Origin of the sequence: Elioraea tepida (assembly GCF_019203965.1) — a bacterium.
Lineage (GTDB): Bacteria > Pseudomonadota > Alphaproteobacteria > Acetobacterales > Acetobacteraceae > Elioraea_A > Elioraea_A tepida.
This window is the reverse complement of record NZ_CP076448.1, coordinates 1-12,538: the sequence shown is the minus strand read 5'-3', so window position 1 is coordinate 12,538 and position 12,538 is coordinate 1. Positions and strand designations below refer to the sequence as shown.

Below are 12,538 nucleotides of genomic sequence, written 5' to 3'. Positions count from 1 at the left end.
CGCGACCCCCCTCTGTCCCGTGACCTGAGAGATTCGGGCGCCGCTCCCGAGGCGGGCGCCCTTACTCCGTCGGTGCGGCGCCCGTAGCACGGGCGCCGGCTTTCCAGAGGTTCGTCTCCCCGAAGCGGTCCCTGGTGCCTGAGCGTTTCCGGGGGCCGGTTGCGCCTTCGGCGGCGAAGCGCGGCGAGACCGCCACGTTCCGCTCTCTCCCGCACGGGGGGGTTCGAACGGGGCTTATGTGCACCAGCGCAGCGTCGGGTTCAAGCCGCCGCGACGCGCGGCGTCACCGCGCGACCACGCGGCTTCGGTTCAGTGCGAGCTCCTGCTCGGTCAACTGGAAGCCGACATACACCCTGTTGGCGGAAGCCGGCCGCTCCGCGGTCACCGGAATGGTCAGGCGTATCTCCTCGCCCTGCATGCGCGCCCGCTGCATATTGGCCGGAAACTCGACGGCAAGCGTATAGACCGCCTTGTCCAGCACCTCCTCGTCCGGACCCGTGACCGCGACGAAGTAGGGAAGCTGGATCGTCCGCCCCGGCGCTGCCGGGCCGCGCATCGCCTCCACGCCCATGGTCACGGTCACCTGCACGGCGGCGTTGCGGTTCACAAGCGCACATGTGCCGTTGAGCGAGGTGATCCGCGCCGAGACGACGAGGTCGGTCAGGTCACGGCTTTCGGGCGTGCGGAAACGGACGAGATCGGCCGTGTCCGACGGGCTCGCGACGCGCGGGCAGACGAGAACGGGTCGCTCGACGACCGGCGCCTCGCCCCTGCCGCCGGAAGTGAAGCCAAGGGTTTCGCATCCGACGAGGACAAAGGCGACAAGCGCGACCGAGAGCCGGGGGAGGTCGGGGCTGGCCGTGAACCTGCGCCATCCCGCCCATGCGCGAATCGTCACGCCGGGAGAGCGGTCGCGCCCAAGGCGGACCTCTCTAGCCGGCATCGGCCGGGAGGCGATTGTGGCTGCCGTCGCAGAAGGGCGCTCCCGCTGTCGCCTTGCAGCCGCAGAGCCAGACCGTCTCGTCCTTCTCCGCCTTCCACATCACCGGCTTGAGCCCGGTTCCCTTGTGGGCGCCGTCACAGAAGGGCTGGGTGGCCGAGAGGCCGCAGGAGCACCACCAGTACTTCTCTCCTGCCTTCAGCGTCACTTCGTAAGGAGAGGCCTGAGCCACCGCTGGAAGTTTCCGGCCCGCCGCACCGCCTGTCTGCTCTCCCTCTGCCATCACCCTTCCCTCGCTTGTGCACCGCACGATCGCCGCGGCACTATGGAGAGGCACAGCTTCACCGGCAACAACCGATGCGCGACCCCGAAGACAACGCGGCCAAGCCTCCCCTGACCGTGCGGCTCGCCGGCCCGCGCGGGTTCTGCGCCGGGGTGGACCGCGCCATCAAGATCGTGGAGGAGGCGCTCAGGCGGTTCGGGCCTCCGGTCTATGTCCGCCACGAGGTCGTGCACAACCGCTTCGTCGTGGAGAGCCTCGAGGCGAAGGGGGCGGTGTTCGTCGAGGAGCTCGACGAGGTGCCCCAGCGCGACCATCGCCCGCAGGTGCCGGTCGTGTTCTCGGCGCATGGCGTGCCCAAGTCTGTGCTGGCGGATGCCGAGGCGCGCGGCCTCTATCAGCTCGATGCCACCTGCCCGCTGGTGACGAAGGTTCACCGCGAGGCGGAGAAGCACTTCGCCCAAGGCAGGCACCTAATTCTGATCGGCCATGCCGGCCACCCGGAAGTGGTGGGCACGATGGGGCAGCTGCCGCCGGGAGGGGTGACGCTGGTCGAGAGTGTCGACGATGCGCGGACGGTCTCGGTCCCGGAGGGAGTGCCGCTCGCCTACATCACCCAGACCACGCTTTCGGTGGACGATACGGCAGAGATCATCGCCGCGCTGCGGGAGCGCTTCCCCGCCATCGAGGGGCCGCGGCGCGAGGACATCTGCTACGCGACGACGAACCGCCAGGCCGCGGTGAAGGCAATCGCGCCGGGCGCCGACATGGTGATCGTCATCGGCGCGCCGAACAGCTCGAACAGCCTCCGCCTCGTCGAGGTCGCCGCCCGGGCGGGCTGCCCGCGCGCGGTGATGGTCCAGCGCGCGGCCGAGCTCGACCTCGAGGCGCTCTCGGGCGTCTCCGTGCTCGGGCTGACGGCCGGCGCCTCGGCACCCGAACAGCTCGTCGAGGAGCTGATCGAGCATCTGCGCACGCGCTTTTCCGTCACCGTCGAGGAGGTACGCGTGGCGGAGGAGGACATCGTCTTCCGCCTTCCGGCAGCGCTCGCGAGCGCCTGAGCGGCTCCGCATGGCCGTCTACACCGAGGTGTCGGACGAGGCGCTCGCGTCGTTCCTCGAGGCCTATGACATCGGCACCGCTCTCTCCTTCAAGGGCATCGCCGAGGGGGTGGAGAACTCGAACTACCTCCTGATCACCACGGCCGGACAGTTCGTTCTCACGCTCTATGAGAAGCGGGTCGATCCGGCCGACCTGCCCTATTTCCTCGGCCTGATGCGCCACCTCTCTGCGCGGGGGCTGAGCTGCCCAGTTCCGGTCGCGGCGAAGGACGGAGCGCTGTTCCGAACGCTCTGCGGCAGGCCGGCGGCGGTTCAGACCTTCCTGCCGGGTGTTTGGCCGAGACGTGTCCGGAACGAGCACTGCGCTGGCGTGGGCGCCGCTCTCGCCGCGCTGCATCACGCCGGCGAGGGGTTCCCGCTCACCCGCGCGAACGCGCTCGGGCCTGCCGGCTGGCGGCCGCTCTTCGCCCAATCTGCCACGCGCGCCGACGAGGTGCGCGCGGGCCTCGCCGAGGAGATCGAGTCCGCCCTCTCCGCCATCCTCTCCGCCTGGCCGGAGGGGCTTCCGCGCGGGCAGATCCACGCCGATCTCTTCCCCGACAACGTGTTTTTCTTGGGCGACCGCGTCTCGGGCCTGATCGACTTCTATTTCGCCTGCACCGACCTCTACGCGTACGATGTCGCGGTGTGTCTCAACGCCTGGTGCTTCGAGGCGGACGCCTCGTTCAACGTCACGAAAGCACGGCTTCTCCTCGCCGCCTACACGGCGCAGCGGCCCCTTTCGGTACCGGAACGGGAGGCGCTTCCCGTGCTCTGCGCCGGCGCTGCGCTGCGGTTCCTTCTGACCCGCCTGCATGACTGGCTGAACCACCCGGCCGGAGCGCTCGTCACGCCGAAGGACCCGCTCGAATACGCGCGCAAGCTGCGCTTCCACCGCGCGGCGCGAAGCGCGCGGGACTACGGGCTTGACTGAGCCCGATCGCCCCGTCGTCGAGGCCTGGACGGACGGCGGCTGCAAGCCGAACCCGGGCCCCGGCGGCTGGGGCGCGATCCTGCGCTGGAAGGGCCACGAGAAGGAGCTTTCGGGGGCGGAACGCGAGACCACGAACAACCGCATGGAGCTCACGGCGGCGATCGCCGCGCTCGAGGCCCTGAAGCGACCCTCGCGTGTCGTGATCCACACCGACAGCGAATATCTCCGCAACGGCGTCACACGCTGGGTGAGCGGCTGGGTGCGGAACAACTGGCGCGGCGCATCCCGCGAGCCGGTCGCCAACATGGACCTGTGGCAGAGGCTGCTCGAGGCCGCCAAGCGGCACGAGGTCGAGTGGCGCTGGGTGCGCGGTCATTCCGGCGACCCGATGAACGAGCGCGCCGACGCGCTCGCGACCGCGGCACGGGAGTCGCTCGGCGCCCGCTAACCCGCCTTCCCCTTCAGAACATCGATCAGCCGGTGCACCACCATCACCTCCTCGAGCAGGCGGTGCGCCTCGTCGCCGAGCCGAGAGAGCGGGCGGAACAGCCCGCCGATGGCGAAGCTGTTGCCGCCCTTCGGCAGGAGCAGGAGGAACCGCGTCCCCGAGAACCCGGCATCAAGGCGGCGCCAGCGCGCGGTCGCCGCAAGCCGGGCGAGCGTGGCCGCGAGGTCGGGGCCGATCACACGCAATGCCGCCTCGCCATCCTCCGCCCAGAGCGAGAGGTGGCGCGAGAAGGCGGCGTCAGGCACCGGAACGCGCACGAAGCCGAGCTTGCCGAGAGTCGGGGCAGGAAGACGCCACGCGGCGAACCACGGGATCCGCGGCCCGCGCAGGAGGATCCGCACCGGGATCTTCTCCGGTGTCTCGATCAGGAACAGAAGCCCCTTGAAGACCGTGCTCTCACGCGTCGAAGGCCTGCGGTTCGGCCCCGACCCGGTCATGCGCGTCGTGCGGTTGAACAGCCTGATCTCGGCGAGGATGAAGCCGGTGCCGTCATGCGTGCCGGCGAACACGTCATCAAGCGTGTGATGGGCGAAGGCGGCGACGATCGGCAAGCTGCGCAGCCGGCCAAGCACCTCGTGGCCGGCCCCGCTGTCCGATGTCATCTCGCCGATCGCCTCGCATACGATCGGAGTGACGGCCGCGCGCACATGGGTTCAGAACACGCCTGCGTGGTGGTGAAGCCCGCTCCCGGCCAACAGGATGGCGACGAAGCCGAAGGCGGCGACCTCCATGGCCTCCGCCGCGAGCGCGAGAAGCATGACCAGGACGGCAACGGCGAGGCCGCCGCCCCAGGCAAGGCGCGTCCTCTTCTGCTCGGCGGCGAGCGTGGGAAGAAGATGGTCGAGCCGTTCGGCGAGAAGGGCGTCAAGCCGCCCGTGTCGCGCGCGCATCGCCTCGCCGGCATCGACGCTCGGGGAACCATCCGTCATCGGAACAGTCTGGCCTGCTTCCGCTGCGCTGTCGAGGACGATCGCCCATGCAGGTGTGCCGCACGCGGGCGGCGGCGGAACGGTCGCGGGAGGACGTTCTGCCATGTTGGCACGGATCCTCCCGGCAGCGTCCGTGCGCAGCCTGGGGGCAGCCCGCCTCTCTCTCTGCCCTTTTCCTGGGCAGACCTCGTCACCGCGCCTCGCCCGCCCCGTCGCGCTCCGACTGGCACGCAGCTTGCTTCCCCGTCGGGCCGTGACCCACCTCTCTGCACCCAGGCCAGTCCGAATGCCCGGCTCGATCCGTCGCGGCCATACACTCGACGTCGAGGACCTGATCGTCCGCTACGGTAGTTTCGTTGCGCTCGCGGGCGTTTCTCTCTCGGTTGAGCCTGGAGAGGTGGTCGCTCTCCTCGGCCCCTCCGGATGCGGTAAGACCACGCTCTTGCGCACCGTCGCGGGCTTCGTGCGGCAGGCGTCAGGCGCGGTGATGATCGATGGCGAGCGCGTCGACGCTCTGCCGCCGAACCGGCGCAATGTCGGCATCGTGTTCCAGAACTACGCCCTCTTTCCGCACATGACCGTCGCCGAGAACGTCGCCTACGGCCTGCGCGCCCGCGGCCAGCGCGGTGAGGCGGTGACGAAGCGCGTGGCGGAACTGCTCGAGCTCGTCCAGCTCGGCCCGCTGCGAGACCGGCGGCCGGCACATCTCTCCGGCGGGCAGCAGCAGCGCGTGGCGCTTGCGCGCGCGCTTGCGATCGATCCCCGGATCCTTCTGCTCGACGAGCCCTTCGCTGCGCTCGACCGCTCCTTGCGCCTCGACATGCAGATCGAGATCAAGCGTCTGCAGCGCAGCCTCGGGCTGACCGCGATCCTCGTCACGCATGACCAGGACGAGGCAATGAGCGTCGCCGATCGGATCGCGGTGATGCGCCGCGGCCGGATCGAACAGCTTGGCTCGCCGGTCGCGGTCTACGACACGCCCGCCACCCTGTTCGTCGCGGGCTTCATCGGCACGGCCAACCGCCTCGCCGGCACGGTGAAGGCGGTTGTGGCTGGCCGCGTCACGGTCAGGCTCGACGCCGGCGCCGAGGTCACGCTCGATGCCTGCGGCGTCGGCGCCGGCCAGCGCGTGCTGCTGTCGGTCCGCCCGGAGCATCTCATGCTCGCGGATGGTCCGGGTGAGGGGCGTTTTCCGGTCACGCTCGGCCTTGCCGTACCGCTCGGCGGGCAGACGATCCGCGAGGCGACGACCTCTGACGGAACCACGCTCCGGCTCACCGAGACCCGCCGCGGGGCGATCCCCGATCATGGCCCGAGGGGCTTCTGCCGCCTCGCCGAGGATGCCCGCCCCGCTCTCTTCCCCTTCCCAGACACCGTGGAGGACTGACCATGCCACGCCTCAGCCTCGGCCGCCGCGCGGCCCTGCTCTCACTCGGCGGCCTCGCCGCCGCGTCCATCGCGACTCCCGCCCGGGCACGCGGCAGCGTCACCGCCGCCATCTATCCTGGCGCTTGGGACGAGGCGTTCCGGACCCATGTCGTTCCGGCCCTGAAGCGCGCCCACAATGTTGATCTCGCGATGGAGCCACTCTTCGCGGTCGACCAGGTGAACAAGGTGCAGGCCGCGCGCGGCGCCCCACCCTTCGACGTGTTCGTTCTCGACCCGGGCCCGAGAATCACCGCGATCGAGCGCGGGTTGTGCGAGCCGTTCGACGCGCGGCAGATCCCGAATCGCGCGCAGGTTCCGGAACGCATGATCGACCAGTGGGGCATTGGGGTGAGCGTTCAGGTCGTCGGCATCGCCTACAATCCGCGCAAGCTGCCCGCGCCGAAGGGCTGGGCCGATCTGTTTCGTGAGCCATTCGTCTCGCGCCTCGGCATCACCGGCTTCCAGACCACCTTCGGAACCGTGAGCCTGATCGAGATCGCGAAGGTGTTCGGCGGGTCGGAGACGAATGTCGAACCCGCCTTCGTCGAGCTCAAGAAGGTGCTGCCGCGAATCGCTGCCGTCGGCGCTCCGGCTGCCATGCCCGGGCTGTTCCAGCAGGGGCAGTGCGACGTGATGTACACCAACACGCAGAACGTCCAGACACTGAAGGAGCGCGGCGTTGACATCGCCTTCGCCATTCCCGAGACCGGCGCGCCCGCGTTCCTCACCACCATGCACCTCGTGAAGGGAACGCGCGAGGCGGCGAACGCCTACCGCTACATCGACACGGTGGTCTCCGCCGGTGTGCAGGAGGCCCTGTCGAAGCCGCCCTTCAACTTCATCCCGGTCAACCAGGCCGTTCCGCTCGGCGCCGACATGCCCATGCGCAGCCTCGACGAGATGGCCAATTTCGTCTCCCATGACTGGAGCAAAATCAACCCACTTCGGTCTGACTGGATCCAGCGCTTCAACCGCGAGATGGCGCGGTGAGCATCGCCGTCGCCGCGCCGGTCGCTGCCGGCGCGGCCCCTCTCCGCCGCGACATCGGCCCTTGGGCGCTCACGCTTCCGCTCGGCGCCGCCTATCTCGCCTTCTTCGCCGCGCCGCTTCTGATGCTGCTCGCGGTCAGCTTCTACGCCGACGAGCGCATGACCACGCTTGGCCTGAGGCAGTGGGAGCGTTTCCTGGGCGATCCGTTCCACTGGAAGGTGGTGGCGGATACGCTGCTTCTCGGTGCGAAAACGGTCGCGGCGACGGTCCTGCTCGGCCTTCCCCTCGCCCTCGTCTGGCGCACTGCTCCGCCGTTCTGGCAGCGCATGCTCCTCTTCATCGTCGTGCTGCCGCTCCTGACGTCGGTGGTGGTGCGCACCTTTGCCTGGATCGTCATTCTCGGGCGGGAAGGTGTGGTGAACGCGCTCGTTCTCGGCCTCGGCCTCGCGAGCGAGCCGTTGCGGCTGTTGCAGACTGAGCTTGGGCTCGTCATCGCGCTCACGCAGATCGAGATGCCGCTTCTAATGCTGCCACTGCTGGCGGTCATTTCGCGCATTGACCCGAACGTCATCGATGCCTCCGCCTCGCTCGGCGCCTCGCCGTGGCGGACGTTGTTCACGGTGATTCTCCCATTGAGCCTGCCGGGGATCTCGGCCGGGTGCCTGCTTGTCTTCGCCTCCTCGACGACGGCGTTCATCTCGCAGTCGGTGATCGGCGGCGGGCGGCTCGTCTATCTTCCCGCGCTCGTCTGGCAGCAGGCGATGGTGGTGTCTGACTGGCCGTTCGCCGCGACGGCGGCCGTGATGCTCATGGTGTCCGTGATGGCAGTGATCGCGGTGATCGCGCTTGTGGGGCGGGTTGCGGCGGGGCGTATCGGTGGCTAGGCGCAGATCGATCGGCGAACTCGCCTACACGCTCGTCATCGGCGGGCTTGCGTCTCTTGCGCTCGTCATCCTCGTCGGGCCTGTGCTGATCGTGCTTGCGACGAGCTTGACGGAAGGCCGTTCGATCCGCTTCCCGCCGACGGGCTTCTCCCTGCAATGGTACGAGCTTCTGCTCGACCCGGTTCGGTCGAGCCAGATCCATCGTGCCGCGTCGAACACGCTCGAGGTCGCGGCACTGTCGGCCCTGCTTGCCTGCGTGCTGGGGACGCTCGCTGCGCTCGGGCTCGCACGCCTCGCTCCGGCGGCGGGGCGGGCGCTCGACGGCTTCTTCATGTCGCCGCTCGTCCTGCCCGGTCTCGCCTTCGGCCTCGCTGCGCTCGTCTACTTCACGCTGCTCGGGTTCCGCCCCTCGCTCGAGCTCCTCATCGCCGGGCACCTGATTGTGATTGTTCCCTTCGTGCTGCGCACTGTCGGCGCCTCCCTCACGCAGCTCGACCCCGCCCTGCTCGACGCCTCGGCGAGCCTCGGGGCAGGTAGGCTCTACTCGTTCCGACGCGTCACCCTGCCGCTGATCGCCCCTGGGATCGCTGCCGGAACATTCCTGGCCTTCATGGCTTCGGTCGACAACGTCCCGGTCTCTCTGTTCCTCTCTTCGGCGCGAACCGACATGCTCCCGATCCGCATCTGGGGCATGATGGAGAGCACGCTCGATGTTCGCGTCGCCGCCGTCTCGGGCGTGCTGATCGCGGTTGCCATCGTTCTGATGGTGGTGATGGAGTGGCTCGTTGGCCTGACGCGCCGGATGCGGGGCTGAGGGCGTGGCCCTGCCCGCGATGTTCGCGTCGCCGCTCGCGTCTTCGACGTTCTTCGGCCGTGATCGCGGCTGCCAAGGTGAGGTGGGCGCGGTACGCTCCCCAGCGATGCTCCCCTTTTCTTGACGGTCGAGACTTCCGCCGTGCCCTACCAGGTGCGACGCGACTTCGTCGGCTACGGGCGGTCGCCGCCGGACCCCCGCTGGCCCGGCGGTGCGCGGCTCGCGGTGAACTTCGTGATGAACGTCGAGGAAGGCTCCGAGCCCTCGGTGCAGGACGGAGAGGGCTTCACCGAGACGGGGCTGACCGAGGCGCACGGGCTCGCGCAGGTGCGATCAGGGCGCGACCTCGCGGCTGAGGGGATGTTCGAATACGGCAGCCGTGTGGGGTTCTGGCGGCTGATGCGTCTGTTCCAGGAGCGGAACCTGCCGCTCACGGTCTTCGCCTGTGCGCTGGCCCTCGAGCGCAACCCAGAGGCCGCTGCCGCCATACGCAAAAGCGGCTTCGATGTCTGCAGCCATGGCTGGCGCTGGATCAAGCATTTCGAGTTATCGGAGGCCGAGGAGCGGGAGCAGATCGCACGTGCCGTTGCCTCTTTCGAACGAACCCTCGGCGCTCGGCCCGAGGGGTGGTACTGCCGCTACGGCCCGTCGGAGAACACCCGCCGCCTGCTGGTCGAACATGGCGGCTTTCTCTACGACAGCGACTATTACGGGGACGAACTCCCCTTCTGGGTGACGGTGGACGGCAAGGGCCACCTTGTCATCCCGTATTCGCTGACCAACAACGACGCGAAGTTCGTGGGCCCGCTGGTTACCTCGGAGCAGTGGTTCTACTTCGTGCGCGATGCCTTCGACATGCTCTGGGAGGAGGGAGCGAAGACGCCGAAGATGATGTCGGTCGGCCTGCACCCGCGGCTGATCGGGCACCCCGCGCGGGCAGCAGGGCTCGCGCGGCTGCTCGACCACATGATGGCCCGCCCGGGCGTGTGGATCTGCCGCAGGATCGAGATTGCCCGGCACTGGCCGGCCGTGCACCCCTATCCGGGCTACGGCCTCAACGAGGGATGACCGCCGCCGCAGGGAACCGCCGGCACGCCGGATCACCGCCGTGCCCCGCGCCGCGTCGAACGGCGGCGATCTGCACCGCCCTCTCGCGGGTGGCGTCGGCGCTCGACACCGGAGCGGACGGCGTCGCAACGCCTCCAGCCGCAGTGCCAGAAGGCTCAGAGGGCGGCGAGAACCGCCTCGGCCTTGCTCACCTCGAACCCGCCCGGCGCTTCGACGGCGAGATGGGTCACCTTGCGGTCCTTCACGACCATCGCGTAGCGCTGGCTGCGCACGCCGAGGCCACGCGCGACAAGGTCGAGCTCGAGCCCGAGTGCCTTGGTGAAGGCTCCTGACCCGTCGGCGAGCATGACAATCTTGTCGCCCACGCCCTGGTCCTTGGCCCAGGCGCCCATCACGAATACGTCGTTGACCGCCACACAGACGATCAGATCGACGCCCTTGGCCTTCAGCGCGTCGTAGTTCTTGAGGAAGGACGGCAGGTGCTGGGCACTGCAGGTGGGCGTGAAGGCGCCGGGAACGGCGAAGAGAACGACCGTCTTGCCGGCGAAGAGCTCGCCGGTGTCAACCTCGCGCGGGCCCTCGGCAGTGGCCTGCATCAGCTTCATGGCCGGGATTGTGTCGCCCACCTTGATCGTCATCTCTCGCCTCTCCCCTGGCACGCGCGTCCTCGCGCGGCACGGGTATAGCGCGGCGGCGAGGAAACGCCAGGGGGAGGCGCTGACCCGCCGCCTCGGTCAGTCGACGGTCTCCCGCACGGAGGGCACGGCCGCGCTGCAGGTGGGTGCCGGGGCGGCGCACGCGGGACCGACCGGTCATCCTCCCTCCCGCCCGGTCTTGTCCTCGGGACGGGAGACGCCAACATCTCCGCTATGGCCAAGCACAGCACGGCCGCCCAGAACGATGGCGGGGAAGGCTATCTGACCGGACAGCTCCTGGTCGCGATGCCGTCGCTGCGCGACCCGAGGTTCGCGCAAACGGTGGTGTTCATGGTCGCGCACACGGCTGAAAGCGCGATGGGACTCGTGATCAATCGCCCCTTCGCCGGCCTTTCGTTCGACTCGCTGCTCGAGCAGCTCAAGGTCGAACCCTGGCCGCCGCTGCGGCGGATCCGCATACATGCGGGCGGGCCGGTCGAGACGGCGAAGGGCTTCGTCCTGCACACGGCCGATTGGGTGCAGGAGGGCTCGCTCCTAATCGACGACAGGTTCGCCCTCACCTCCTCGATCGACGTGCTGAAGGCGATCGCGCGTGGCGAAGGCCCGCGGCAGGGCATCCTCGCCCTTGGCTATGCCGGCTGGGGCCCGGGCCAGCTCGATGCCGAGATCCTGCAGAACGCCTGGCTCTCGGTTCCGGCCGAGGAGGACTTCGTGTTCGCCGACGATCTTGGGGCGATGTGGCGCGGTGCGCTGGCCTCGCTGAAGGTCGATCCGCTTCTGCTCTCCGGCGCGGCCGGCAGGGCCTGAACCCACAGCCGCTCAGATTTCGTCCGTAGCGAGTCGACGCCCGAGCACCAGGATCGCCTGGCAGAGGGTCGCCGCGGCGAGCATCAGCGCCGCCGTCGCCACACCAGAGCCCGTTTCGAGCGCGGCCACGGTCACGGTCGCCACCGCTCCGGCGGACATCTGGATCGCGCCCGAAAGACCCGAGGCGGCCCCTGCGGCCTGGGGGCGGACGCTGACGGCAGCGGCCATCGCATTCGCCTGCGCCACCCCGTTGCCGAGCGCCATCAGCATCGCCGGGACGAACAGCTTGGGCAGACCCGGCGGACGGAAGAGGACGAGCGCGAGAGCGAGCGCGGCGGCGAGGAAGGTCAGCGCCGTTCCGGCCGCGAGCAGCCTGAGCGTGCCGAGGCGACGGGCGAGACGTGCGGTGACGACATTGCCGGTGGCGTAGGCCGCGGAGAGAAGCATGAAGCCGAGCGCGTACGCCGTCGGCGGCAGGCCGAGCCCGGTGACGACCACGAAGGGCGCGCCGCCAATGAAGGCGAAGAACACCGCGGAGGAGGCGGCGAAGCAGCCGGCATAGACAAGGAAGGCCGGAGTGCAGAGGAGGCCGAGGCTCGCCGAAGCGACTGAGCCGAAGCCGCCCTGCGCGGCCTTCGCCTCGCGCGGCAGCGTCTCGGGAAGGCACAAGAGAACGGCGGCAAGAGGTGCGAGCCCGGCCACCGCCGGCAGCGCCATCAGGGCGCACCAGCCGAATCGTTCGTCGAGCAGGGCGCCGACGAGGGGGGCGAGCATCGGCGCGACCGTCATGCCCATGAACACGTAGGCCATCACGCTCGCAGCCTGGTCGCGCGGGTGGCAGTCGCGGATGATCGCGCGGGCGAGCACCATGCCCGAACAGGCGCCGAGCGCCTGTGCACCACGCCAGGCGACGAGGCGTCCGATCGAGCCGCTGACGGCACCGGCCGCTGAGGCTGCGAGGAACACGGCCAGCCCGACGATCGCGACCGGACGACGCCCGAAGCGGTCGGACAGAGGGCCATGCAGGCGCTGGCCTGCCGCGACACCGCCGAGATAGACGGTCAGCGTCAGCTGCGCCTCCGCCGGAGCTGCACCGAGGGCGGCCGTGAGGCCGGGGATGGCCGGTGCCACGATCTGCATCCTGAACGGCCCGATCGCCGTCATCAGCACGAGCAGCCACACGGGCGGCGTGCGCGGCAC

At 69.4% G+C, this 12,538-nt stretch carries 15 protein-coding genes and 1 riboswitch; of the genes, 9 read left to right on the top strand and 6 right to left on the bottom strand.

The annotated features are described in order from the left end of the window. Positions 1–2: 2 nt before the first annotated feature. Positions 3–117, bottom strand: a riboswitch (glycine riboswitch). Between the two features lie 166 nt (positions 118–283). Together KO353_RS00075 and KO353_RS00070 are read right to left on the bottom strand one after the other, a co-directional pair. Beyond that, positions 284–898: a hypothetical protein gene (locus KO353_RS00075; protein ID WP_218285789.1), complete on the bottom strand. Its 615-nt coding sequence runs from the start codon at positions 896–898 to the stop codon at positions 284–286. 34 nt (positions 899–932) lie between these two features. Continuing rightward, positions 933–1,223 (bottom strand): CDGSH iron-sulfur domain-containing protein, encoded by a 291-nt coding sequence (locus KO353_RS00070; protein ID WP_218285788.1) that lies wholly within the window; start codon positions 1,221–1,223, stop codon positions 933–935. A 74-nt stretch (positions 1,224–1,297) separates the two neighbouring features. Here KO353_RS00070 and ispH point away from each other — a divergent pair, with 74 nt between their 5' ends. From ispH to rnhA, 3 genes are read left to right on the top strand one after another with little or no spacing between them, the layout of a single operon-like run. Then, positions 1,298–2,281, top strand: coding sequence for a 4-hydroxy-3-methylbut-2-enyl diphosphate reductase (gene ispH, locus KO353_RS00065; protein ID WP_218285787.1), 984 nt, complete (start codon positions 1,298–1,300; stop codon positions 2,279–2,281). A 10-nt stretch (positions 2,282–2,291) separates the two neighbouring features. Further along, complete coding sequence (locus KO353_RS00060) at positions 2,292–3,254, top strand: homoserine kinase (RefSeq protein ID WP_218285786.1); 963 nt, start codon at positions 2,292–2,294, stop codon at positions 3,252–3,254. Then, positions 3,247–3,702: a ribonuclease HI gene (gene rnhA / locus KO353_RS00055; RefSeq protein ID WP_218285785.1), complete on the top strand. Its 456-nt coding sequence runs from the start codon at positions 3,247–3,249 to the stop codon at positions 3,700–3,702. Before KO353_RS00060 ends, rnhA begins: the two co-directional genes overlap by 8 nt. Here the strand turns inward: rnhA and KO353_RS00050 are convergent. Together KO353_RS00050 and KO353_RS00045 are read right to left on the bottom strand one after the other, a co-directional pair. Continuing rightward, a complete protein-coding gene (locus KO353_RS00050) occupies positions 3,699–4,364 on the bottom strand; it encodes a DUF3137 domain-containing protein (RefSeq protein ID WP_218285784.1) in 666 nt (221 codons plus the stop codon). The genes rnhA and KO353_RS00050 overlap by 4 nt on opposite strands. Before the next feature lie 51 nt (positions 4,365–4,415). Further along, a complete protein-coding gene (locus KO353_RS00045; protein WP_218285783.1) occupies positions 4,416–4,796 on the bottom strand; it encodes a hypothetical protein in 381 nt (126 codons plus the stop codon). Positions 4,797–4,977: 181 nt separating this feature from the next. Between KO353_RS00045 and KO353_RS00040 the strand changes: the two genes are divergently transcribed. The 5 genes from KO353_RS00040 to KO353_RS00020 all read left to right on the top strand — a co-directional run bounded on the left by KO353_RS00040 (position 4,978) and on the right by KO353_RS00020 (position 9,875). Next, the gene (locus KO353_RS00040) at positions 4,978–6,078 is read left to right on the top strand and encodes an ABC transporter ATP-binding protein (RefSeq protein ID WP_218285782.1); all 1,101 of its coding nucleotides are present in this window, start codon (positions 4,978–4,980) and stop codon (positions 6,076–6,078) included. Positions 6,079–6,080: 2 nt separating this feature from the next. After that, positions 6,081–7,109, top strand: a complete 1,029-nt coding sequence (locus KO353_RS00035) for an extracellular solute-binding protein (RefSeq protein WP_218285781.1) — start codon at positions 6,081–6,083, stop codon at positions 7,107–7,109. After that, positions 7,106–7,993: an ABC transporter permease gene (locus KO353_RS00030; RefSeq protein WP_235691945.1), complete on the top strand. Its 888-nt coding sequence runs from the start codon at positions 7,106–7,108 to the stop codon at positions 7,991–7,993. The genes KO353_RS00035 and KO353_RS00030 overlap by 4 nt, the downstream gene beginning before the upstream one ends. Then, positions 7,986–8,807, top strand: coding sequence for an ABC transporter permease (locus tag KO353_RS00025; RefSeq protein ID WP_218285780.1), 822 nt, complete (start codon positions 7,986–7,988; stop codon positions 8,805–8,807). Before KO353_RS00030 ends, KO353_RS00025 begins: the two co-directional genes overlap by 8 nt. 120 nt (positions 8,808–8,927) lie before the next feature. Further along, positions 8,928–9,875, top strand: coding sequence for an allantoinase PuuE (locus tag KO353_RS00020; RefSeq protein WP_235691944.1), 948 nt, complete (start codon positions 8,928–8,930; stop codon positions 9,873–9,875). Positions 9,876–10,030: 155 nt separating this feature from the next. On the opposite strand, the gene KO353_RS00015 is transcribed toward KO353_RS00020, so the two are convergent. Next, complete coding sequence (locus KO353_RS00015; protein ID WP_218285779.1) at positions 10,031–10,513, bottom strand: peroxiredoxin; 483 nt, start codon at positions 10,511–10,513, stop codon at positions 10,031–10,033. A 231-nt stretch (positions 10,514–10,744) separates the two neighbouring features. Between KO353_RS00015 and KO353_RS00010 the strand changes: the two genes are divergently transcribed. After that, entirely contained in the window at positions 10,745–11,338 is a 594-nt protein-coding gene (locus KO353_RS00010) for a YqgE/AlgH family protein (RefSeq protein ID WP_218285778.1), read from the top strand. A 12-nt stretch (positions 11,339–11,350) separates the two neighbouring features. Here the strand turns inward: KO353_RS00010 and KO353_RS00005 are convergent, their stop codons facing one another. Then, positions 11,351–12,538: a multidrug effflux MFS transporter gene (locus KO353_RS00005; RefSeq protein ID WP_235691943.1), complete on the bottom strand. Its 1,188-nt coding sequence runs from the start codon at positions 12,536–12,538 to the stop codon at positions 11,351–11,353.

Bases quoted from the DNA above. Each gene is read 5' to 3' on its own strand.
- KO353_RS00070 (WP_218285788.1), bottom strand. From the start codon at position 1,223: ATGGCAGAGGGAGAGCAGACAGGCGGTGCGGCGGGCCGGAAACTTCCA.
- ispH (WP_218285787.1), top strand. From the start codon at position 1,298: ATGCGCGACCCCGAAGACAACGCGGCCAAGCCTCCCCTGACCGTGCGG.
- KO353_RS00060 (WP_218285786.1), top strand. From the start codon at position 2,292: ATGGCCGTCTACACCGAGGTGTCGGACGAGGCGCTCGCGTCGTTCCTC.
- KO353_RS00050 (WP_218285784.1), bottom strand. From the start codon at position 4,364: ATGACATCGGACAGCGGGGCCGGCCACGAGGTGCTTGGCCGGCTGCGC.
- KO353_RS00045 (WP_218285783.1), bottom strand. From the start codon at position 4,796: ATGGCAGAACGTCCTCCCGCGACCGTTCCGCCGCCGCCCGCGTGCGGC.
- KO353_RS00040 (WP_218285782.1), top strand. From the start codon at position 4,978: ATGCCCGGCTCGATCCGTCGCGGCCATACACTCGACGTCGAGGACCTG.
- KO353_RS00035 (WP_218285781.1), top strand. From the start codon at position 6,081: ATGCCACGCCTCAGCCTCGGCCGCCGCGCGGCCCTGCTCTCACTCGGC.
- KO353_RS00015 (WP_218285779.1), bottom strand. From the start codon at position 10,513: ATGACGATCAAGGTGGGCGACACAATCCCGGCCATGAAGCTGATGCAG.
- KO353_RS00010 (WP_218285778.1), top strand. From the start codon at position 10,745: ATGGCCAAGCACAGCACGGCCGCCCAGAACGATGGCGGGGAAGGCTAT.